Source organism: Streptomyces sp. NPDC033221 (genome assembly GCF_055577005.1).
Genome location: NZ_JBVIQN010000005.1, coordinates 75,563 through 96,578, shown reverse-complemented (window position 1 = coordinate 96,578; position 21,016 = coordinate 75,563). Strand labels below are relative to the sequence as shown.

General features: G+C 68.3%; 15 protein-coding genes and 1 pseudogene. 7 read left to right on the top strand and 9 right to left on the bottom strand.

The window, feature by feature from the left end; translation table 11 throughout:
- Positions 1–88: 88 nt before the first annotated feature.
- Together ACZ53K_RS08120 and ACZ53K_RS08115 are read right to left on the bottom strand one after the other, a co-directional pair.
- The gene (locus tag ACZ53K_RS08120) at positions 89–667 is read right to left on the bottom strand and encodes a TetR/AcrR family transcriptional regulator (protein ID WP_468832913.1); all 579 of its coding nucleotides are present in this window, start codon (positions 665–667) and stop codon (positions 89–91) included.
- Between the two features lie 32 nt (positions 668–699).
- Positions 700–1,122, bottom strand: coding sequence for an ATP-binding protein (locus ACZ53K_RS08115; protein ID WP_468832912.1), 423 nt, complete (start codon positions 1,120–1,122; stop codon positions 700–702).
- A 92-nt stretch (positions 1,123–1,214) separates the two neighbouring features.
- On the opposite strand from ACZ53K_RS08115, the gene ACZ53K_RS08110 reads away from it, so the two are divergent.
- From ACZ53K_RS08110 to ACZ53K_RS08100, 3 genes are all read left to right on the top strand, one after another.
- Positions 1,215–2,030 carry a helix-turn-helix domain-containing protein gene (locus ACZ53K_RS08110; protein WP_468832910.1) on the top strand — a complete coding sequence of 272 codons (816 nt, stop codon included), beginning with the start codon at positions 1,215–1,217 and terminating at the stop codon, positions 2,028–2,030.
- Positions 2,027–2,209 (top strand): DUF397 domain-containing protein, encoded by a 183-nt coding sequence (locus tag ACZ53K_RS08105; protein WP_468832909.1) that lies wholly within the window; start codon positions 2,027–2,029, stop codon positions 2,207–2,209. The genes ACZ53K_RS08110 and ACZ53K_RS08105 overlap by 4 nt, the downstream gene beginning before the upstream one ends.
- 246 nt (positions 2,210–2,455) lie before the next feature.
- A complete protein-coding gene (locus ACZ53K_RS08100) occupies positions 2,456–3,424 on the top strand; it encodes a MarR family transcriptional regulator (protein ID WP_468832908.1) in 969 nt (322 codons plus the stop codon).
- A gap of 54 nt (positions 3,425–3,478) precedes the next feature.
- On the opposite strand, the gene ACZ53K_RS08095 is transcribed toward ACZ53K_RS08100, so the two are convergent.
- From ACZ53K_RS08095 to ACZ53K_RS08085, 3 genes are all read right to left on the bottom strand, one after another.
- Positions 3,479–7,051, bottom strand: coding sequence for a ricin-type beta-trefoil lectin domain protein (locus tag ACZ53K_RS08095; RefSeq protein ID WP_468832906.1), 3,573 nt, complete (start codon positions 7,049–7,051; stop codon positions 3,479–3,481).
- 226 nt (positions 7,052–7,277) lie between these two features.
- On the bottom strand, positions 7,278–7,745 hold the full coding sequence (locus tag ACZ53K_RS08090; RefSeq protein ID WP_468832905.1) for a hypothetical protein: 468 nt from the start codon (positions 7,743–7,745) through the stop codon (positions 7,278–7,280).
- A complete protein-coding gene (locus tag ACZ53K_RS08085; protein WP_468832904.1) occupies positions 7,709–14,164 on the bottom strand; it encodes an RHS repeat domain-containing protein in 6,456 nt (2,151 codons plus the stop codon). Before ACZ53K_RS08085 ends, ACZ53K_RS08090 begins: the two co-directional genes overlap by 37 nt.
- A 408-nt stretch (positions 14,165–14,572) precedes the next feature.
- Here ACZ53K_RS08085 and ACZ53K_RS08080 point away from each other — a divergent pair, with 408 nt between their 5' ends.
- Complete coding sequence (locus tag ACZ53K_RS08080; RefSeq protein ID WP_468832902.1) at positions 14,573–14,740, top strand: hypothetical protein; 168 nt, start codon at positions 14,573–14,575, stop codon at positions 14,738–14,740.
- On the opposite strand, the gene ACZ53K_RS08075 is transcribed toward ACZ53K_RS08080, so the two are convergent.
- The gene (locus ACZ53K_RS08075; protein WP_468832901.1) at positions 14,735–15,994 is read right to left on the bottom strand and encodes a serine hydrolase domain-containing protein; all 1,260 of its coding nucleotides are present in this window, start codon (positions 15,992–15,994) and stop codon (positions 14,735–14,737) included. The genes ACZ53K_RS08080 and ACZ53K_RS08075 overlap by 6 nt on opposite strands.
- A 232-nt stretch (positions 15,995–16,226) precedes the next feature.
- Between ACZ53K_RS08075 and ACZ53K_RS08070 the strand changes: the two are divergent.
- Positions 16,227–17,141 (top strand): annotated as a pseudogene (locus tag ACZ53K_RS08070) (aminoglycoside phosphotransferase family protein).
- Between the two features lie 167 nt (positions 17,142–17,308).
- Positions 17,309–18,433 (top strand): alpha/beta hydrolase, encoded by a 1,125-nt coding sequence (locus ACZ53K_RS08065; protein ID WP_468832900.1) that lies wholly within the window; start codon positions 17,309–17,311, stop codon positions 18,431–18,433.
- Positions 18,434–18,449: 16 nt separating this feature from the next.
- Here the strand turns inward: ACZ53K_RS08065 and ACZ53K_RS08060 are convergent, their stop codons facing one another.
- The 3 genes from ACZ53K_RS08060 to ACZ53K_RS08050 form a co-directional block, all read right to left on the bottom strand.
- Positions 18,450–19,133 (bottom strand): bestrophin-like domain, encoded by a 684-nt coding sequence (locus ACZ53K_RS08060; protein WP_468832898.1) that lies wholly within the window; start codon positions 19,131–19,133, stop codon positions 18,450–18,452.
- Entirely contained in the window at positions 19,121–19,258 is a 138-nt protein-coding gene (locus tag ACZ53K_RS08055; RefSeq protein WP_468832897.1) for a hypothetical protein, read from the bottom strand. Before ACZ53K_RS08055 ends, ACZ53K_RS08060 begins: the two co-directional genes overlap by 13 nt.
- 144 nt (positions 19,259–19,402) lie before the next feature.
- Positions 19,403–20,224, bottom strand: a complete 822-nt coding sequence (locus ACZ53K_RS08050) for a GNAT family N-acetyltransferase (protein ID WP_468832896.1) — start codon at positions 20,222–20,224, stop codon at positions 19,403–19,405.
- Between the two features lie 386 nt (positions 20,225–20,610).
- Between ACZ53K_RS08050 and ACZ53K_RS08045 the strand changes: the two genes are divergently transcribed.
- Positions 20,611–20,964 (top strand): hypothetical protein, encoded by a 354-nt coding sequence (locus tag ACZ53K_RS08045; protein ID WP_468832895.1) that lies wholly within the window; start codon positions 20,611–20,613, stop codon positions 20,962–20,964.
- Positions 20,965–21,016 lie beyond the last annotated feature (52 nt).

The window sequence follows — 21,016 nt, the reverse complement described above, 5'->3', positions numbered from 1 at the left end:
CTAACCGATCGTTCCAATAAATGCCCGCAAGAAACCCCCGCCGCAGCGGGGGCTGTTCCTGACGCGGCCCCTGGTACCGGGGCAGGCTTCAGCGCAGGACCGTCATCGCCTGCTGCACGGCATCATTGATCCGCCGCTCGTCGCCCGTCTTGCCGATGACGCGCAGGCCCTGGATGAAGGTGACCAGAAAACGGGCCTGCGCCCGCACATCCGCCCCCTCCTCCAACTCGCCCTGCGCCTTCGCCCTGATCAGAGCACCGGCGATGGCCGACTCCACCTCGTGCAGCGCCGTCTCGATACGCCGCTCCGCCTGCGCGTCCTGCGGCAGCAGCTCCACGGCGGTGTTCGTCACCAGGCAGCCCTTGCGGTCCTGGTCCGCCAGCGACTCGTCGGCGAACGCCCGCAGGAACGCGCGGACGGCGGGCAGCGCCGGCCCCGGCTGGTTCAGCCGCTCCAGCGCCACCACCCCTTCGTTCTCGCAGTAACGGTCCAGCGCGCGCAGGTACAGCTCGTGCTTGCTGCCGTAAGTCGCGTAGATGCTGCCCCGATTGATGCCGAGATGCTCGACCAGGTCCTGCATCGACGTCGTCTCGTACCCCTTGCGCCAGAACAGCTCCAGGGCGGCCTGAAGGGTGGCGCTCGGGTCGAACTCCTTGGTTCTGCCCATGCGAGCACCCTACGGGGTACTTGACCGATCATTCAAGAAAGTATCGTCGCCAGCTTCAGCTCGAACCACACGATCTTCCCGATCCCGTACGGACGCGGGTACGCCCCCCACTCGTCCGCGAGCGCCGCCACCAGCGCGAGCCCGCGCCCGCCCTCGTCCTCGACCCCCGCCACCCGGGGCTCGGGCATCGCGGAACCGGCGTCCGCCACCTCCACCCGCAGCCGCCCCGCGAACAGCAGACACCGCACCCGTACGTACCGCCCACGCGGAACCCGCGCGTGCACACAGGCGTTGGCCGTCAGCTCGCTGAGGATGAGTACGGCGGTGTCGGTCACCTCGGCCTGCAATCGCCACACCTCCGCGAGTTCACGCAGATACTTACGCGCCCGCCGCGCGCTACGGGGGTGGCGTGGCAACCACCATTCATTCTGGAGGGGGGAATTTCCATCGTTCACGCTTCGAGCATGTCGATGCGCGCGTACGGTCGGCAGCCGCGACAAGGGTACGCACCAGGCTGTACCAGTCGTGCCGACAAATAGGGGGCACGATGCCGAATGAGACCTCCCAGCCGCCAATGGCGTGGCGCTATTGCGGCAACCAACTCAAGCTGTGGCGCATCCAGGCGGGTCTGTCCCGCGAGGAAGTCGCCGATGAAGCGGGTTACGACGCCGAGTACATCAAGTCGATGGAACAAGGCCGCCGGCGCCCCAGCTTGCGGATGCTTCAGGTTGCGGATCAGATGTGCGGGGCACGTGGGCTGCTGGAGGCAGCGCGCGAGTACCTGAAGCCGGAGAAGCATCCGGAGCGCAGCAACGAGTTCATGGCCCTCGAAAAAGACGCTATCGCGCTGCATTCGTACGAAAGTCTCCTCATCCCGGGCCTGCTGCAAACCGAGGAGTACGCACGGGCGTTGATCAGCGGTCGTTGTCCCCCGCTCGATGACGAGACGATCGATACCCGAGTCGTGGCCAGACTGGAACGCCAGGACATGCTCGTGGGCAATCCGACGACGCTGTTCAACTTCATCATCTACGAGGCCGCGTTGCGGACCATGGTGGGCGGTAGGACAGTGATGCAGAGCCAGTTGTACCACTTGCTGGAGGTGGCCGAGTTGCGGAACGTTTCCGTGCAGGTGCTGCCTGAAGGGCGTCCGGCTTCCCCGGCACTCAGTGGTCCGCTGGTGCTGCTGGAGACTGCTGATCACGATTTCTATTCCTACATCGAGTCGCACAACGTGAGCGGCCTGTACAGCGCTGCTGACGAGGTCAGCAGTCACACCCAGCGATATGGCGTGATCCGCATGCAGGCCTTGTGTGCGGAAGAATCGATGCGATTCATCAGAGAGGCGGCGGAAAAGCTGTGAGCGCTGAGTTCCTGTGGGTCAAGTCCAGCTATAGCGACGATGAAGGCGCGAATTGCGTCGAGGTGGCCATCCACCCCTACAGCGTCCGCATCCGTGACTCCAAGGATGTGACCGGCCCCCAGCTCGCCATCCCCACCCACGCCTGGAAGGCGTTCATACACTTCACCACCGGAACTTGAACCCCGAGCGTCGGAGGGCGAACGTCGAGCCCCTTATTCAAGGAACGGGAGGGTTGAAGGCACCCACCACCCTCCCAACCCCCGCGCGTACCAGCGCACATGACTTTCCGCGACCGGCTTGCAACAGAACGTCGCCAGGCTCTACCGTCGCCGCAGCAGGCACTGTGCCTGCTCAACAAACAACCCCGGCCGGTGCTACCAACACCGAACCGGGGTCTGACCTCCAAGATCGAAGGACGCGATCTCGTGGCTGACGCCCAACTTACTACGGCGCCCTGCGCGCCCGCCGCCTCCTCACCCCATCCCCACCCCACCGCCGCCCCCGGCTACGGCAAACGCTCCGCCCCGGGCCAGGCGCGCTCCCGGCCAGGGGACTTCTCCGCCCTCCCCGAACGCGAAGCGTTCATCGCCGCGTTCATCGACCGGCTCCCGGACGGCGCCGCCATGGACGTCAAAACCCTCGCCGCCGCCCAGCCCCGCTACGGCCAGCAAGCCGTCCGTACCGCCCTCACCCGGCTTTCCGTCGCAGGCCACCTGCGCCGCGTCCAGGAAACCGTCGGCAACGGCCGCGCCCAGTGGGTGTACCGCACCTACTTCACCCGCACCGCCCGCGACGACACCTGGTGGCACCACTTCCTGACCGGCAACACGCCCCCACAATCACCCCCACCTACACCCCCGCCTCCCGCACAACTTCAACCGGACGAGCGACCGCAACCCGCCCGCCGCGTGGCGCAGGCCAACCCGCGCCCGGCCCCACCGGCCCCCTCCCCGGCGTACGCGACCCTCGCCTCCCTCGGCACCACCGACCCCCGCATGATCCTTTCCGCAGCAGAATGCGCCGCACTCGAAGACCTCGCCGCCGAGTGGCTGGCCCGAGGCGTGAGCAGCGCGCACCTCGTCGCGGCCCTCACCGCCGGCCTGCCACCCGAGGTCCACTCCCCAGGCGCCATCGCCCGCACCCGCCTGACCACCAAACTCCCCCCACCACCAGCCTTCCCACCTGACGCAGCCACCTCTCCCACCTCCCCTACCCGCATCCTGGAGTGCACCGAGTGCGGCGTTCCCGGCCGCCCCGAAGCGCTCCCCGGCGGCCTCTGCCGCCCCTGCCGAGGCGATTCACCGTCCCCGGACCCCGCCGCCAACCACCTCCTCGCCCAGCGAACCCGCCACTTCGCCGACCTCTGCCGCACAGGCAAAAGCCCCCGCGCGTGAACTGAAGGATCACGCGCGGGGGCTTTGTCAGGCGTTCAGATCGAGGCGTTCAGGTCAGAAGATGCCGACGATGCTCCCGGTCCAGGAGCCGTCGCCCACCTGCACGGGATCGCCGTGGACGGCCCGTCCGCCCGGGTAGAAGCGGAGGATGCCGTTTCCGTGGGTGCCGCCGGGAAGCGTGGCCCAGAAGTCCGGTGTCTCCTGGCCCGCGGTCGGTACGGACTGGAGGTAGCCCTTGCCCGTGTCGACGACCTTGCCCTGGGCGTTGCCCGCGGATGCGATGGCGGGGACCTCGTCCATGGCCCAGCCGGCGGCTCCGTAGACCGTGGCCTTGCCGGCCGTGGCGTAGCGGCTGCCGCCCTTGGGATCGGTCACGCGCGCGCCCGTGAACAGGGCGAGCTTCCCGTAGCTCTGATCATTGTGATCCGCTTGGGGGGTGAGACGGACGAACAGGTCGGGTATGCCGTCACCGGTCACGTCGCCGGGCGCCGTGTACACGGCGAGGTTCCCTCCGGACTTCCCGAGGGGCTTGCCTGCCTTGAGCTTGTACGTGCCGGTCTCGGCGTCCAGCGGGCCTTCCACGGTGCCGCTGTAGAGCACCATGGTGGTGCCCTCGTTGACCAGCAGATCGGCTCCGGGCTCGCCGTCCGCATCGCCCGGGGCGAGGATCTGGTGGGCGTCCTTCCAGCTGCCGGGGACGTTCCAGCGCTGTGCGGCGCCGTCGTTGCAGTCGAAGACCGTCAGGCGGGTGCCGTCGGCGGTGTTGGCTTCCGGCAGGTCCAGGCAGCGGCCCGAGGCCGGGTTGTACAGGGACTTGTTACCGCGGTCGAGCCACTCCTGCCCGCGGCCGCCGTTGCAGTCGTACAGCTGGACGGTGGTGCCGTTGGCGCCCCGCCCGTTCGGAATGTCCACGCACTTGCCCAGGACGGTCAGGCGGCGGTTGCTCAGCTCGAAGTCCTGCGCGTCCGTGCCGTTGCACCCGTAGATGCGGATGGCGGTGCCGTTGTCCGTCTTGGCGTTGTCGACGTCCACGCACTTGTCACCGGGGCCGGTGAGCGGGCCGGTCTGCTTGCCGGTGGGGTGGATCAGCTCCTTGCGCTGCTCGGTCAGCGGCATGCCGTTGCCGTCACCCGGATACAGGTAGAGCTTGTTGCCCAGCTTGACGAAGTAGTCCTCGTAGCCGTCCTTGGTCTGGCCCTCGGTGGCGCTGATGAAGTCGCCGCGGTGGGCGATCTGGGCCCCATTCCAGCCGCCCGAAGCGACGACCCGGCTGTCTTCCAGGCTGCCGTCGCCCTTGCCGCCGTAAAAGCGCAGGTCGCCGCTCTTGTCGGTGGCCAGCATGTCCACGTGGCCGTCACCGTCCAGATCGCCCGGAAGGTCGCCGCGCACGCTGCCGTCGGGAGCGTGCACGAACTCCGGGGTACGGGTCGAGATCAGCGTGGTCGCGGAGTTCGTGGCATCGTCGTCGCCGGCTTGCGGAGCCTCGTACGGGGAGAGGTTGCCCGCATTGTCGTACGCCTGAACGTGCAGCCGGTTCTTGGGCCACAGCCCGGGGGTCACCGTGACGGTCGCGGAACCGTTGCCGTCCGCCTTCACGAACGTACCGTTGGAGCACTTGGTGTTGGCGGTTGCCAGCGGCTTGTTGAGGGTGTAGCAGAAACCGTCCAGGCCGAACCGGTCACTGGATTCGAACTTGACCTTGCGGGGCTTGCGCGCGGTGACCTCGGCCTTGTCGAGCGCGTGGTCGTCCGCGGACGACACCTTCGGCTTCGCGGGCGCCGTCAGGTCGACATTGAAGCCGCACTGGCTGGTCCAGGCCGAGCTTTCGATGCCGTCACGAGCCTGCACGTGCCACTTGTAACGCTTGCCGTCCACCAGCTTCGAGATCGGCACCGGCGCGTGGGCGGTGCCACCCGAATTCACCTCGGGGGTCAGTTCCATCACGCCGTCCCCGGCGTACTCCCAGACCGAGAACGCGGCCGTGACCTTGCCGCCGTCCGGGTCCGACACCTTGGCGGTCAGCGTGAGGTCGTTGCGGCCGATGGTGGGCCAGGTGGCCGGGTCGGCGCTGCACGCCACCGCCAGGTTGTCGTTGCCTCCGGGGCTCCACGGGCCCTGGAACGCGGCGAAGGAATTCACCTTGGGCGCACGGTTGTACGTGACTTCCAGGTGCGGGTTGTTTTGGAACTTCTTCCAGCTGCTGACCTTCCCCTCGTAGTCCGAGCGCGAGCGCAGGCCGAAGGTGAGGCTGCCGTCGCCATGGTCGGCGGCGCGCTGTACCAGGCGCTTCAGCGCGTCACTGTCGAAGTCCTCGCCCTCGCCGCCCTTGCACTTGCTGCCGTCACCGGTCCAGCCGTGCGCGAAGGACTTGCTCTGCAGCGTCTCGTTCCAGCTGGGCTGGTTGTTCCAGGTGGTCGAAGGGGAGATGGGCCCGGTCCAGCCGAAGTCCACCGGTGTGGGGGTGCACGACCAGGAGTAGGAGTTGAGGACGTTGAACGTGGCGCTCATGATCTTCGCGCCGCCCAGTCCGCCGGTGTCCATGGTGAAGTAGGAACGCGCGGTGCCGCCCGTCCAGTTCTCATGGCCGACGCGCGCGAGCTTGTCGCTGAAACCGCCACCGTTCCAGAACGACGTCCCGGTGAGCGCCCCGCCCTTGTTGTAGGCGATGGTCCAGTTGTTCCGTCCGCCGCCGGAGAAGATGGGGTCGATGGTGACCGGGAAGACGGTTCCTGGGTCCTTCAGGAAGCCGGCGTCCGGCGAGATCCGCAGGGTGTTGTCGACGACCTTGGTGGGCATCTGCACCACCTTGGACGGCGGCCCGCCCTGCGCACCCGTCGTCGTCGGCCCGGCAGCCGCCGCCGTCATCGTCGCGGCGACAGGCCCGGCCGCCGCCAGTGAACGCTTGACGCGCAACCCGGCCGACGTCGCCCGCCCGGCCGCACCGCTCCCCACTACCTCCTGGGCCTCCTTGGCCTCCTTGGCCTCATCGGCCTCATTCGACTCATGGGAGGAGTCCCACATGACCGGAGTCGGAGCGGTGAACAGCTCGTTGCCCTCCGAGTCGGTGACCTTCAACTTGCCCGCACCGTCCGCCTTGAGAACGGTGCCCTGACTCTGCAGCCCGTACGACAGCTCGGCCAGACCCGGCTGTGCGGCGGCCTCCCTCGTCTTGACCACGAGGTGCTGCGCGAAGCCGTCGACATCTGTCTGAATACGCAGATCGACGCCGGGCAGAACGTCCGGGTAGGTCGCCGTGTCCCCGGACAGCCGCGGCTCGGGGAGCGCCTTGGGCCAGGTGATGGAGAGCGACTTGCCCGCCTTCTCCATGGTGGCGAGCGGAGCGTCGCCGCCACCGGAGAACGACAGACCGAAGGTGGTCGCGGCCGGACCGACACGTCCGTCCGCGCGCTTGCGCATCGTGGCGTCGGCTTCCTTCCAGTCGCCATCGACCTTCGCGAAGGCCGGCCGTACGTACTGCCGCCACGTAAAGGTGCCGCCCGGATTGGCCAGCACCTGCGTCGTCTCGTCGCGCTTGCTCAACACCTCGACCGGCTTACCGGACTCGGCAGCCTCCCGGGCGGCCCGGCCTTCCGGGGTGTCGTCCTGAACGGCGGAGGCATCGGCCACCGTCGAAGCGAACGCCGGGGAGCCCCCCACCGCCGACGCACCGATGGCGAGCACGGTGGCGAGGGCTATGAGCGACGTACGACGTCTGTACCGGTGCTTGGTGCCCGGTTCATGGGGTTCACAGAGGTGATGCACGGGTGTTGCTCTTTTCTTTCTCTTCGGTGGGAAAACGCGGGCGCCGCCCGGTGGCCCGAATCGGCCACCGGGCGGCGCTGCGTTCCGTGACTTATTCCTTGACTTCCTTCGCTCGCTTCGTCCGGCCCTTCGGTAGAAGGGCGACTGCGAACGTCACGTTGGTGATCACATGGACGAGCATGGCCTGCGGGCCAACGAAGAAGGGCGTCAATGCGGTAGGTACGCCCAGCATGAGCGCGGCAAGTCCCCGAAGGGACGCCGTCTCCATCCTTTTCCTCAGCGCCAGCAGGAGGAACAGGACCAGCAGAACCCACGGGATGGTCAACACGATCATGAACCAGGTTCCGGTGATCGTGCTGGCTACCGTTTCGCCGTAGGGGCGATCCGTCGTGTTGCCGGGCGTGGGAAACAACAAGGAGACCACAGGCGGCAACACGAGGGCAGCCAGTAGGTACCCCCCGATGCTTTTGGCCAGCCACCAGGAACCCGCGGTCAAGCGGTGCCCGAGGCGTTGCATGCCCGTCACGAGCATCCCTCGATACAGGACCCGTTCAGCCACGCCCGATTGACCTGGTCCATGCCAGGTACGGCGCTCAGGCCCTCCTCGCTGGTCACGACATGTCCGTTGAACTTGGGCTTTTGCATGTCGTCACGAGCAGCGACCCGCGGCGTGGCATTCCGCCGGTACTGAACCACTTCCATGTCGGGGTAGGCATCCCCTGACCGGCCGACACGTACCGAGGAGCCGTTGGCGGAGAGGGACAGCGTGTCATCGACGGCAAAGAGGCGCATGGCGCTGTTGACCCCGTGCAGCCTGGCGGAGAAACCACCAGGACCTTGCGTCTTCACGTTCAAGTCGTTGCGCCATCCCCGGAAAGTGTCATCCACGCCCTCATTGATATGCAGAGGTTCGGCCGGGCGCATTTGGTCGGCGTTCCATGTCGCTTCGGGGCGCCAGACTCCGCCTACCTGGCGGCCACTGAATTCGTAATTCGGTACGAAATGCGACGGCGCGACCTTGAACGTCACATCACCTGTCGCGGTGTCCCAGAAGAGAACCATACGGTAAGCCGCAGCCGGATCCGTGGACCATGTGCGGTCGTCCCCGGTGAGCATGCCGATCGCGGCCTTCTCCTGGTGAATGAAGAACCGCATCATGATGATGCCCCGGTCCTCACCCTTGCCGATGTTGAACGCCTTGAACTGAGTGCCCTTCGGGCCTCTGCTCCACATCTGCCGCTTCGCCGCGCTATGCGTGTAACGGCTCCTGGCCACCATGACGTTCAGATTTGCCTGGGCGACGGCCTGTTCGCGAGCGGCCTCCTCCATCTGGGCCATTGCCTGCCGCTCGATGGTCGCAGCGATCATTTCCCCGATGTCGATGAAGGGGAACTTTCCGCTCGGGTCACTGTTGCCCACCGGATTGTTGTTCGCATAGGAGTACGCGTTGATCTGCTGCGGGCTGGTCACACCGAGCACCGGGTCCACGGAGGCGAACTTGCCGTTCTCCGCGTCGTATTCCCGGGCGCCGACGTGGGTCAGGCCGGTCGACGTGTCCTTGGTGCCCCCGACGAATCCGCGCTCGCTCGGCCAGGCGTCCTGACCGGGCTGCGGGCCGCGTTCCGTGCCGAACGGACCGCTGCCGCGCCGGGTGAAACGCATCGATCCGGCGTCGATCGAGAGGTCCGCCGTACCGTGGTGGTCATTCAGGAGGTACGACAGCGTGCCGTCCGACGAAGCGACGACGGTGCTGCCCTTCGTGGCGTAGAAGCGCTTTCCGGTGACCTTGCCGGTCTTCGTGTCGAGCTTCAGTTCCTGGCTGTCCAGGTACAGGGTGACTGCCTCCGGGTCCCGGCGCAGCAGACGGTTGCCGTCCGCGTCGTAGAGGAAGGTGGAGGTCTTTCCGCCGATCGTCGAGGAGGCCATGCGGCCCTCGGCGTCCCAGGTGAGCTTCTGATCTCCGGCGGCGGTGACGCGGCGGGTGGTGTTGCCGGCCTCGTCGTACTCGAAGGAGTCCTTACGCGCGCCGGGGCCGGTGAGGGCGACTTCGGACATCGCGTGCGGCCGGTCCTGGCCGGTCTTGGGGTAGGTGTAGCCGCGCCTGACGTCCTTGGCGGTGTCACCTGTGGGGTCGTGCCGGGTTTCGGTGGTGCGGTTGCCGATCGTGTCGTAGGTGTAGGAGTGCCAGTACGGGTCGACGCCGCCGACCTTCGGCGTGGCGTCGTCGGACGGCTGCGCGGCGCAGTTGTCCGCGGCCGTCCAGGCGTTGGTCAGCCGCTGGGCGAAGTCGTAGGTGTAGCACTGGGTGTCGGTCGACTTCTTGTCGTCGCGGTCGTTGCGGATGCGGGTGATGTTGCCCGCGGGGTCGTAGGTGTAGGTCTTGTGGTCGAGGGTCTGCGGACCGTTTGCCTCCCGGTCGGCGATCAGGCTGCCGAGGCGGCGGGTGTCCGACTCGTATGCGTAGGTCTGTACGGCACGGTGGCCGATGTCGCCGAGGACGGTCTGGAGCAGTTCGCCGGACGGCGAGTACTGGTTTCCGGTGGAGTAGACCTTGCCGTTGCCGCTCAGCGACGTCGGCAGGCCGAACTCGGTGTAGCCGTGCCGAACGGTCTCGGCCGCCAGGCCGCCACCGGCCGGGTAGCTGGTGGTCGCCGCCAGCCCGGTGTTGGGCGTGTACGTGCTGGAGAACGTGTAACTGCCTGCCAGCTTTCCTTCCGCTTCCGGGACCGTGACCGTGGACCCGGTCGCCCGGCCCGCGTCGTCATAGCCCTTGACGGAGACGGAGTAGGCGTTGCCCTTCTCGTACCGTACGGACGAGCTCAGCTGGCCCTTGCCGCCGTCCAGGCTGTCGTAGTTCCACTCGGCGAGCTTGTCGCCCTTGTCGGAGTCCTTGCGGAGACTGGTCTTACGGCCGAGTTCGTCGTACGTGGTGGCGAGGGTGTGGCCCAGCGCGTCCGTCGTGGTGGCGACCTGGCCGTCGGGCGTGTAGGTGCTGGTGACGGTCCCCTTGTCCGGATCGGTCGTCTTGGTCCGGTGCCCGCGCAGGTCGTACGCGGCCGTCCAGGTGTTGCCCGCGGCATCGACCAGCTTCACGAGCCGGTCGGCCGAGTCGTAGGTGTATTTCAGCGACTCGTACGTGTCGGCAGCGGCACCGAACTCGGGCTTGCCGTTCTTGTACTGCCGCACCTCGACCGGCTTGTCGTGCGCGTTGGAGAGGATGAGCGTGGCGGTGCCGCCCTTGGGCGGGACGGTAGCGGTCCAGTTGCCTCCGTAGGAGGTCGTGGTCCGCCACTTCTCGACGTTGAGCGACTTGACGACGGACGCGGTCGGCCGCCCCTGCCCGTCGAACTCGGTCACCGTCTGCTGCGGGATCTTGTTGTCCGCCACCGACAGGACGGCCGTCGAGGTCGCCCCTTCGTTGTAGTACTCGGCGTTGGTCTTGTACTGCCTCCCCTGGCTGTCGTAGAAGGTGTCACTGACGAGCCGTCCCTTGCCGCCATGGGCGTCCGTCTGCTTCTGGCGCGCGCGGAGCATGCCGTCGTAGAGCGTGACCGCGGTCCGGTACTTACCGTTCTCCAAAAGCGTCTTGGAGGACACCACGGTCGGACCGTCACTCCGGACGTTGTAGGTGAACACCACATCGGCCGGTGTGGAGGTGGACCTGCCCGGCTTCCACGCGGCGGTGAGCCGGCCCAGCGCGTCGTACTGCTGAGTGGTGCTCCGTCCGTTGGCGTCGGTCGCCTTGGTGGTCAGCCCTCGCAGGCCGTCCATCTCGGCGGTCCGTACGAAGCCCTTGGGGTCGGTGGTGGTCACCTTCGTCGGCTGGGCGCCGCTGGAGGGCGCGTAGTCGGTCCTGGTCCTGCTACCGGTCGCGTCGGTCTGTTCCACCGTGCGACCGGTGGCGTCGTACGCGATGCGGGACGTGGTCACGAAGACGGGCTTGCCGCCCTCGAACCGGTCCAGCTCGTCGACCTTGGTCGGGTTGCCCCCGCCGGGGGCCGGCGCCTCGCCGTACGGCTTGCCGTCGTACGCGGTGCGGACCTCGTTGAGGGTGTTGTCCGCGTTCGCCGGGGTTCCGCAGGTCGCGTCGGTCCGCTGGAGTGCCGACGGGTAGGACAGCAGCCAGTTCTTCTCGTCATAGGCGAAGGTCGTGCGGGTGCACATCTCATCGCCGTCGACGCCCGTGTCACCCTCGTCGGAGGTGGACACGATCTGGCCGTGGTCGTTGAACTCGTTGGTCGCCTTTGTGGTGCGCCACGTGCCACCGGACAGCCGCGTACGGGAGATCTCCTCCCTGGTGCCGCCCTGATGGGCCAGGAGGTCGTCGGTGCCGGCACGGCTCTGCGTGGCGGTCAGCCGCGACCACGGGTGGCTGATCGTCGAGCTGGCTATCGAGCCGCCGTCCTTGTCGTAGGTGGCCTCTTCCAAGGTCGTTCCGGCGTACTGCGGAGCGTCCGCGACGGCTGTACCGGTGGAGTCGGTGACCTTCGCGCCTTCGATGCCGCGTAGGAAGACCGACTCGCTCAGCGTCTTGTCGCCGGTGCCGGTGCGAGTGCGGACCTTGCCGTAGCCGCGGTAGTCGCTGTAGGTGCGGTGCTTGTCGAGGGTGAACTCATTGGTGTCCTTGGCCCAGGCGATGCCGCCGAGGTACTCGTACGTGGTGGTCTTGGGCTCGGTCCCGGCGACCTTGTCGTTCTCGGTGACCTTGGTGACCACGTACTTGTGGAACCAGTCCTTGACCGGGTCGACCGCTGCCGTGGGCGTCCAGAACATCGGGTAGCAGCGGCCGGTGTTGGACGCCGGGTCCGGCGTCTGGCCCGCCTTGCACTCCGGTGCCGAGTAGTCGATGAGGGTGTCCGAGCCGGTCTCCGAGCTGATGCGGGTGAGCCGGTACTTGTTCATCGGGGGACGGCCCTCGTTGCTGTCCACCCGGTTGGGCATCAGGGTGCCGCCGAAGTCCGCCTTCGGCATGCTGATCGCCGTACCGCCCGCCTTGCCGGTCCGGGTGACGGCGGACAGCCACAGTGAAGGCCCGCCCGCGTCGCCCACGCCGGGGAACTGGTGGGTCAGCGTCCAGGTGTCGACGTCCTGGTAGCCGTCGCCCTTGCGGGCCTGGGTGGTGACGGTGGACAAACGTTTCTTCGACCAGAAGGTGGGGGAGCCGGTCATGCACTCCTTGTCCTTTTCGCAGGACTGGTCGAACGGGGTGTCCGGCCAGTTCTCCGCGTGCTTCTTGTCGAAGGCGCACTCCTTGCCCAGGCAGCGGTCGGCGGTTCCGAAGACCACCTTGGCGGCCGGCTGGCCGTCGTAGACCTTGCCCTCGCGGTGGCCGTACTCGATCCGCGCCAGGTGACCGCCGCGTACGTACGTGGCGTCCGCCTTGGGCTTGGAGGTGTGGGTGCCGCCGGAGTTCTTCGCGTAGGCGTTGGTCTCCTGCTCGTAGAAGAACGCCATCGCGTTGCCGTGCACATCGACGACGTGGTCGAGGTTCCAGCGCCACGCCTGGTCCCGGGCGGAGTCCTTGAAGGCGGCCTGGTGACCCGGCTCGCCCTCGTGGTTGCCGAAGACCGGCACGGTGTACACCGACTTCGTCTCCGGCTTGCCGGACGTCCAGCCCGGCAGCCGGTTCTTGCCGAAGAAGTACTGGGTGCCGTCGGCCGTGGTGACCTTCCAGTACTCGTTGTCGTCGTCACCGTTGCCGGTGTCCGCGGCGCTGCCCGTCAGGTGCTCGATGCGGGAGCCGTCGTCCGCCGAGGGCTTCCACGCGCCGGTCTTGCCGTCCTTGACGAGTGCGCTGTTCTTGCCGCCGAGTGACATCATCGCGTTCTCGGACTTCCAGCACAGGTCGCCGCTTTCCTTGGGAGCGTTGGACCCCTTGCCCTTGTCGTCGTCGCAGGCCATGTACTGGCGCTCGATGAAGCCCATGTCCAGGCCCCAGCCGTCGCCCACCCAGGAGGCCTGGTTGTTGGTGGACGCGGTACGGCCGTCGATGGCCGCCGAGGAGTAGTTGAGCCCCAGCTTGGGCTTGAGATCGCCCGGAACCGACGGCACCTCCATCGGGTACGACCAGGAGAAGGCCCCCGCGTTGCCGCCCGCCTTCCAGGAACCGGAGGGGGACAGCGGCGTCGCTTTGAAGTCGCCCTCGCCGCCGGAGGGCGCGGCCGTCGCGGCCAGCACGGTCGCGGCGGAAGCCCGGACGGACATCGTCTGCATCTGCGGGGCCTTGCCCCTGGCGTCCTCGTCGGCCCGTTCGGCGGGGGGCCGGTAGTCCTCCGCCACGGCGACCTCCGCGGTCACGGTGCCGCTCTTGGGATCGTTGTGCGTCGCCAGGGGCGTCGCGGTGCGGCAGCCGTCCTTGTCCGGGGTGGTCAGTACGCATGCGGGCAGCTGCACCAGCTGAAGCCGCGCGCCCCAGTTGGCGCCGTAGGCGTCACGGAAGGCGTTGTAGTCGAGTTGCACCGAGGCGCGGCCGGCCTTCTTGCCGCCGTCGCTGCGGTTGACGCTGAGCAGGACACCGTCGATGCCCGCCCGCGCGGTGCTGTCACGGTCGGCCAACCGGACCCTGACCTTGGACGGGTGTTCCGTCTCCTTGCCCTTCAGGGCGGCGGACCTGCGTATACGGCCGTTCGCTGGCGCCGGGGCCCCGCCTGAGCCTTCGGCAGCGGCCGGGGCGATCTTCACGGGGAGGTCGCCGGCCGGGGCATAGGGAGCCGCCTGGCCTGTCCGGTCCGTCCGGCTCAGCGAGGCGGTCCGGACGGACGCGGTGCCGTCGTTGCCGAGGTCGACCTCGCTCTCCCCGCCCTTGGGCCAATTCACCTTGGGCGGCGTCCACGGGTGCTTGTCCGTGTCGCTGAGGGGCGTGGGCGCGGTCTTCGTCATCGGAGAGCCCGCGATGGAGGACGTCTCCTGCACGGGGCGGAGCTTGAATCCCTTGACGGCAGCGGTGGCGAGTTCGCCCGGAAGCAGCGAGACGATCATGGTGCTCGCGAGCAGGATGCCCGAAGCGGATGTGACGCGCTGCCAGTTCCGGCGGCCGCTGGGAGTGTGTCGGTCTTGAGCTTGTTCGTCCGGTCTGTGACGAAAGCTCAGGGAGCGCGCTCTAGGGCGCAGCATGGTGTCCCCCTGGTTGTTCTGGATGAGTGCCTCGAATCGAGGCGAAAGGGGGACGATAGGTAGTCGATCACTCACCAAGCAATCAATTGCAGTGACCAACGGTTAAATGTGACTAGGCTGTTATGTCAGTATCTGCACCTTGTGAAGAGTATGCAGGATGCGGGGTTCGGTCAGCTGTACCTCCGATCGGGGTGCTGGCCCTCTCGTTCCGGGGGGCGCCGGGCGGGAGAGTCGAGGACGTCTCTCACCGAACCCGGCACCACGGAGGAACCCATGAAGGCTGCGCTCTGGCTGCTGCTCGTCGTCTGCCTGCTGGCCAACGTTTTCGTCAGCGTGATGGTCGAAGACGGTGCTCAGCACATCCTGTTGAGCGTCGTGAGCGGCATCGGCGTGCTCGGCGCCGGAACCGGTCTGTGGCTGACCCGGGAACGCCGCTCATGACGACGGCGGTACGGAGGTCCGCTTCGGTGTGGTGCTGCACAGGGCCTGGGCGTAGTGCGCCTCCTTGGCGAAGTCGATCGGCCCCAGCTTCGGCTTGTCGTTCGCGTCGAGTTCGTTGTAGCGGGTCAGGTTCGTGCCGAGGGAGAACTGCCGGCTGCCGTCCGCGGTGGAGAGGGATATGGTCTCGGAACCCGGGACCAGTCCGTTGTGGCCCCAGAACTGTCCGCACGGCCAGTCCCACGAGAGCAGGCCGAGGCCGTACCGCATGCCCGGGGTGCCGGTCGGCACCGTCGTCTTCATCTGGCGCAGTTCGGCCTGGCCGATCAGTTTGCCGGCGAGCAGGGACCGGAAGAACCGGTTGAGGTCGTCCGTGGTCGAGACCAGCGAACCGGCCGTGCCCGCCCAGGACATGTCGTAGACGCTGAAGTCGCGCGGCGGGTCGAACAGCCCGTACATGCCTTCGTACATCTTGGAGTGCGGTCCGGTCAGGCGGGCCGAGCGCGGGAAGTACGTGTGCCGCAGCCCGGCCTTACGTATGACGTGGTCGGTGATGTACTTCTCCGGCGCCTGGCCGGTGACCTTCTGGAGCAGCAGCCCGGCTATCACGTAGTTGGCGTTGGCGTAGTGATGGGCCTCGCCGGGCTTGCCCTTCGGGGGCGCCGCCAGGGCCAGCCGGGTCAGCTCGCGCGGGTCCCACCGGTGGAAGCGCTGAGTCTCCAGGTCCTCCGGCTTCTTCCAGAGCGCGTAGCCGTAGTCGGCGATGCCGCTGGTGTGGTTGAGCAGCATCCGTACGGTGATCGTGCGGCCGCGCTCGCCCGGGACGAGGCCGGGCAGGTAGCGGCCGATCGGCGCGTCCAGTCCGATGCGCCCCTCGCCGACCTGCTGGAGCACGGCTACGGCGGTGAAGGTCTTGGTGACGCTGCCTATGCGGTGCTGGAGCTGCGGCGTGGCGGGGCGGCCGGTCTTGACGTCGGCGACGCCCGAGGCGCCCTGCCAGGACGCGTCGCCGTCCCGTACGGCCGAGTAGGCGCCGGGCATGCCCGCGTCGTGCAACTCGTCCAGCGTCCGGGCCAGTGCTTGGCGGTCGAGGCCGGTGCGGTGTGCCGCGGCCGTCGCAGCCGCCGCACTCGTCGCGCCCGGGGAGGAGGGGGGAGCGGCGGTCGCGGCGGTCGCCGGTGCGAGCAGGGCCAGTACGACGGCCGTGCCGGTTGCGGCCAGTCTCACCCGGCGGCGGCTCGTGGCGGGCAGGTGCATGGTGCGTCTCCGTGAGGTCGTGACCGGTGGCTCGCGTGGAGCCGGCGGTGAGCGGATGTGCGGGCGATCTTTTGCTGACTCCGATGCTCCCGGCCGCGCCGCCACCCAGACATCAACCTTCAGGACTGGATCGTCCACACATTCGTATGACGCATGTCAGGTTTAGGGCGGCGATCGGCAACGCGCGGAAAATCATTGGCCCTTCGCGCCACCCGGCGGCGACACTTCCGGCGTGGCGGTGCACAAGAACGAAATCCCCGTCGACGAGACGCTGGTCCGGTCACTGCTGAAGGCGCAGTGCCCGGAGTGGGCCGGCCTGCCGCTGTCGCCGGCGGGCGCCGGCACGGACAACACCATGTACCGGCTGGGCGACGACCTGCTCGTACGGCTCCCGCGTACCGCCCGCACGGCACCATCCGTGCGCAAGGAACAGGAGTGGCTGCCCCGCCTGGCGCCCCTCCTCACCTGAGCGGTTCCCGAGCCCGTCCACGCCGGGACGCCCACCGGCACCTTCCCCGTGGCCTGGTCGGTCTACCGCTGGATCGACGGTGACGTGCCCGGCCAGGACACCGTCCAGGACTGGGCCGCCTTCGGAGCCGACCTGTCGGCGGTCGTGAGGGAACTCCATGGCATTGATCTCATGGGCGCGACTCGCGCAGATGACCTCAGCTGGTACCGCGGAGGCAGCCTGCGGCCGTGCGACGAGTGGGTCGGCACCCGCTTCGACGACTGCCGGGCCCTCGTGGGCAGCGAACTCGACGTCGACACCCTGGAACGGCTGTGGCGGTCCGCCCTCGCACTGCCCGACCCCGCCGGGCCCCACGTATGGCTCCACGGCGACCTCAGGCCGGACAACCTCCTGGCCAGGGACGGCAGACTCCACGCAGCCATCGACTTCGGAGCGCTCTCGATCGGCGCTCCCGACGCCGAGCACTCCCCGCTCTGGGACCTGCCGCCCGAAGTGCGACGGGCCTACTGGGACGCCCTGGACCTCGACGACCTGACCTGGGCCCGCGCACGCGCCTGGGCCATCGCGGTGGGCGTCGCCGGACTCCCTTACTACTGGCACATCTTCCCCGCCTTCGCCGCCGAATGCCGGGCCCGGCTTGAGGCCGTCCTCGCCGACGCGGCCACGCGCGGAGTGTGACCCATACCACACGAACGCCACAAGGTGAAGAACCCACGGAAAGAAGGCTCCGCAAAGCGCAACCAGGGCGTGTCGGATCACCATCTAATGCCTCGGAGAGGCTCGCTGCCGACGGCAGGGCCAGAACCATGCCCACGCCGCACCATGCCCTGGAAGCGAGATCCCCGATGAGCCTGACGGGCACGCCCTTCTTTCTCACTGCGATCGCGCTGCTGGCCATCGCGGTCGTGCTGCCGTTCGCGCTGTGGAGCCGCATCCGTGGCCCCCAGCTGGTGCGGGCGCTGGCGCGCTTGGGCATGCTGCTGTTCGCGCAGGCCACCGCGATCACGCTGGTCTTCGTCGTCGTCAACAACACCAACAGCCTCTACGACAACTGGGACGACCTGCTCGGCACCGCCGACCACGTAGAAGCCGCCAAGGACCTCGGGCCGGACGGCCTGGGCGGGCTGAAGATCAAGGACGAGCCCAAGCAGCTGGCGCAGTTCGGACCGCCGAAGGACCCCGTGGTCGGCCCGGGCGTCCAGGAGGCCGAGTTCAAGGGCCGGATATCGGGCGTGAGCGGCGAGGTGTACGTATGGCTGCCGCCGCAGTACAACGACCCGGCGTACAAGGACAAGAAGTTCCCCGTCGTCCAGATGCTGCCCGGCTTCCCCGGCTCGGCCAAGTCCTGGATGGGCACCCTGAAGGCCCCTGAGCAGCTGAAGTCGCTGATGCAGCTCGGCAAGGTCAAGCCGTTCATCCTCGTCGCGCCGCGCACTTCCCTCCTGGGCAGCGTGGACACCGGGTGCGTCAACATCCCGGGCAAGGCGAACGCCGACAGCTGGCTGAGCGTCGACGTGCGCCAGATGGTGATCGACAACTTCCGGGCCGAGGAGAAGGCCGACTCCTGGGCGCTCACCGGCTACTCGGCGGGCGCGCACTGCGCCGCCAAGCTCGCACTGGCCCACCCGGACCGCTACCGCGCCGCCGTCAGCCTCTCCGGCTTCAACGACCCGAAGATGGAGCCCGCTTCGCTGGCCGGCAAGGATCCCAAACTCCGCGTCGAGAGCAACCCGCTCAACATCCTCAAGTCCGCCAACAAGGCGGGCAAGCCGCCCCGCACCGCGCTCTACGTCTCCGGCGCCGCCGGGGACGGCTACGAGGGCGGGCTCGCCCTCAAGCAGCTCGCCAAGAACCCGACCACGGTCAAGGTGAAGCTGATCCCGCCGGGCGCGGGCGGCCACGGAACGGCCGTGTGGAAGGAGCAGATCCCGGAGGTCTTCCGGTGGCTGAGTGGAGTGGTCGCGCCGTAAGGCAGCCCCTGACGCCTCAGGTGCCGCTGGTCTTCCTGCTGCCGTGGGAGTCGCAGGGCAGGCCGGCGCCCGGAGCGTCGGCGTGGAAGTCGCGGGTGGCCTGGTGTTCGACGTCGGTGATGGCGGTGGAGCCGACGGCGATGGCTCCGCCGAAGGGCCGCTCGGCGTCGTGGACGAGCAGCAGGGTGGCGGTGAGCAGGGCGGTCGCCATGGTCAGGGCGGCGAGCTGGGGCCGGTTGCGGCGTCTGGGGATGCACACGCTCAAGGAGATGACGGTGATGGAGAGCAGGACGAGCATGAACCAGTAGACCGCCGCGGGGACCGCCGGCGTCGACTCCGTCAGCCGTGCCTGGCGGGCCTTGGTCCGGGCGTCGTCCGCCCCCACGAGCATGCCGAAGGCGCCTTGGCCCGTGCCGATGTCCTTGAAGGCGCTGTGCAGGTCGGCGGACCAGATGCTGGGTACCGGGGAGCTGTGTCCGTCGGTCAAGGCCGGCCATTCGAAGTGGCGTACCGCGCGGGCGTAGCAGACGACGTCGCCCTGGACCCGGCGGCGCTGTGCGGCGTCGGGGAGGAAGTCCGCCGACTCCGCGAGGTGGTCGGCCGCGTTGGCCTCGCTGGGTGCGGCCTCCTCGGCCCTGTTGTAGGAGCCGGCGGCGGTGGCCAGCACGAAGGCGAGGATCAGTACGGTCAGGGTCTGCACCGGGCCGAGCAGGTCCTTGACCGACAGACCTCGTCGTCGGCGTCGGAGTCGTGACGGCGCAGGAAATGGTGGGCGAGCAGGCCGAGGAGCAGGGCAACGACGGCCACCACGATGGTGACGGTCATGAGGCAGCCTCCGGGAGCGGGGGCAGGGCTCGACGCGGCGGTCGCTTTCCCGGTGCCTTTGCCTGATCGCGACGACCGGTATACGGATATGTCTTCCCGGTCATCCGTACGAGTGACGCCGTTGGGCTCCCTGGGGCGCCGGTGCTAGCTGCCGGTCCCGGTCCCGGGGCGGGGGCCGGTGTTCGTTACGGTGCCCGTGCCCGTTCCGTTGCCGTTGGTGCCGTCCGCGGGTTCCGAGGGCGGGGGAATGCGGGCGGCCGTGACCGGCGCGTGCAGGTGCCAGCCCAGGGACGTGTAGAGGGACCGGCCCTCGGGGCTGGCCACCAATATGCCTCGGGTGGCGCCCAGTTCGGCGGCGTGGGCGGACAGGGCGTTCATGACGAGGCTGCCCAGGCCGCGTCGGCGGTGTCCCGCGCTGGTGCTGATCATGTCGTAGATCACCGAGGGGGGCGTGGCGACGTCGGTGACCGCGGCCCGGCCCCGGGCGGCGAGGTCGCCGGTCGCGGTGTCCAGGACGCGGCAGTCGATGACGCCGGTGCCGTCCGCGTCCACCGTCGCGACCGTGTAGCCGGCCGGGGCCTGGGGGCGGGCCGGGAACTCGGGCAGCGCCACGGACATCAGGAACTGCGGCTCGTCGAATTCCCAGCCGGAGGGCAGGGCCGGGGCGATTTGCGTGCGTGGGGCGCAGACCTTGATCCACAGATTGGGGGCGGTGATCGAGGCGGCGAGGTCTCGCAGGACGTCCGGGTCGGCGGCGGGGAAGACGTAGCGGCCCGGCTGGCCAGGGAGGCCGATCTCGACGTGGAAGCCGCCGTGTACGGCGACGGGGGCGGCGGTGCCGCGGCAGCGCGTCCAGCCGTGCACCCAGGTCCGAAGGAGACCCGGCGGGAGGGTCGGGAGGGGGGCGGGGAGGGAGAGGGGCGAACCGGCCGTGTCTATAGGGGGGGTGTCTATAGGGAGGTTCATGGGGCCGATCTTAGGACGGGCCCCAGCGGATGTGTTCGGTTCAGCGGGGTGCCCGCTCGTCCTGGAGCCGCACCCGGCTGGGTCCGGCGGCGGCCCGTAACAGGGGGAGCGGGCCGCCGCCTTTCCTCTCGGCGGGGACGGCCGACGGCCGCCGGGGCGGAATCCGGCGGTGGTGGGGTGTCGGCCGCCTGAGGAAGGACGCTAAACCTCGGAGGTAACGAAAGGCGGCCGGTTAGCGGGTATTGACCGTTTCCGGTCTGGTGATGGGTGCGGGCGTCCGTCTCCGTACACATCCGGTACGTGCTGGGCACGAGTTCTGACCGGAAGGTGAGGAGAGGCGGACCTGAGTGAGAAGCGGTGGTATGGGAGGGCTACGATCCACCACTATGGACGTAGTAACCAAGGTCTTCGTGGGTCTGCACATCATCGGTATCGCCTCGCTGCTCGGTGGCTTCCTGACCCAGCTGAAGCCGATGAGCGCGGGCACCGCCCGCTTCACGCCGGCCATGCTGCACGGCGCGCTGACGATGCTGGTGACCGGCGTCGCCCTGGTCGGCCTCAACCAGGCCCAGGACTACACGCTCAACAACGTCAAGCTGGGCGTGAAGCTCGGCGTACTGGTGGTGATCCTGGGCCTGGTCTACGTGAAGCGCGACGAGGAGAAGGCGGCGAAGTCCTTGTTCCTGACGGTGGGGGTGCTGACGGTGGTCAACATCTTCATCGCCCTGCTGTGGACGTGAGCGGCGGCGGGACATGAGCGACGGCGGGATGTGAGCGGTAGCAGGACGTGAG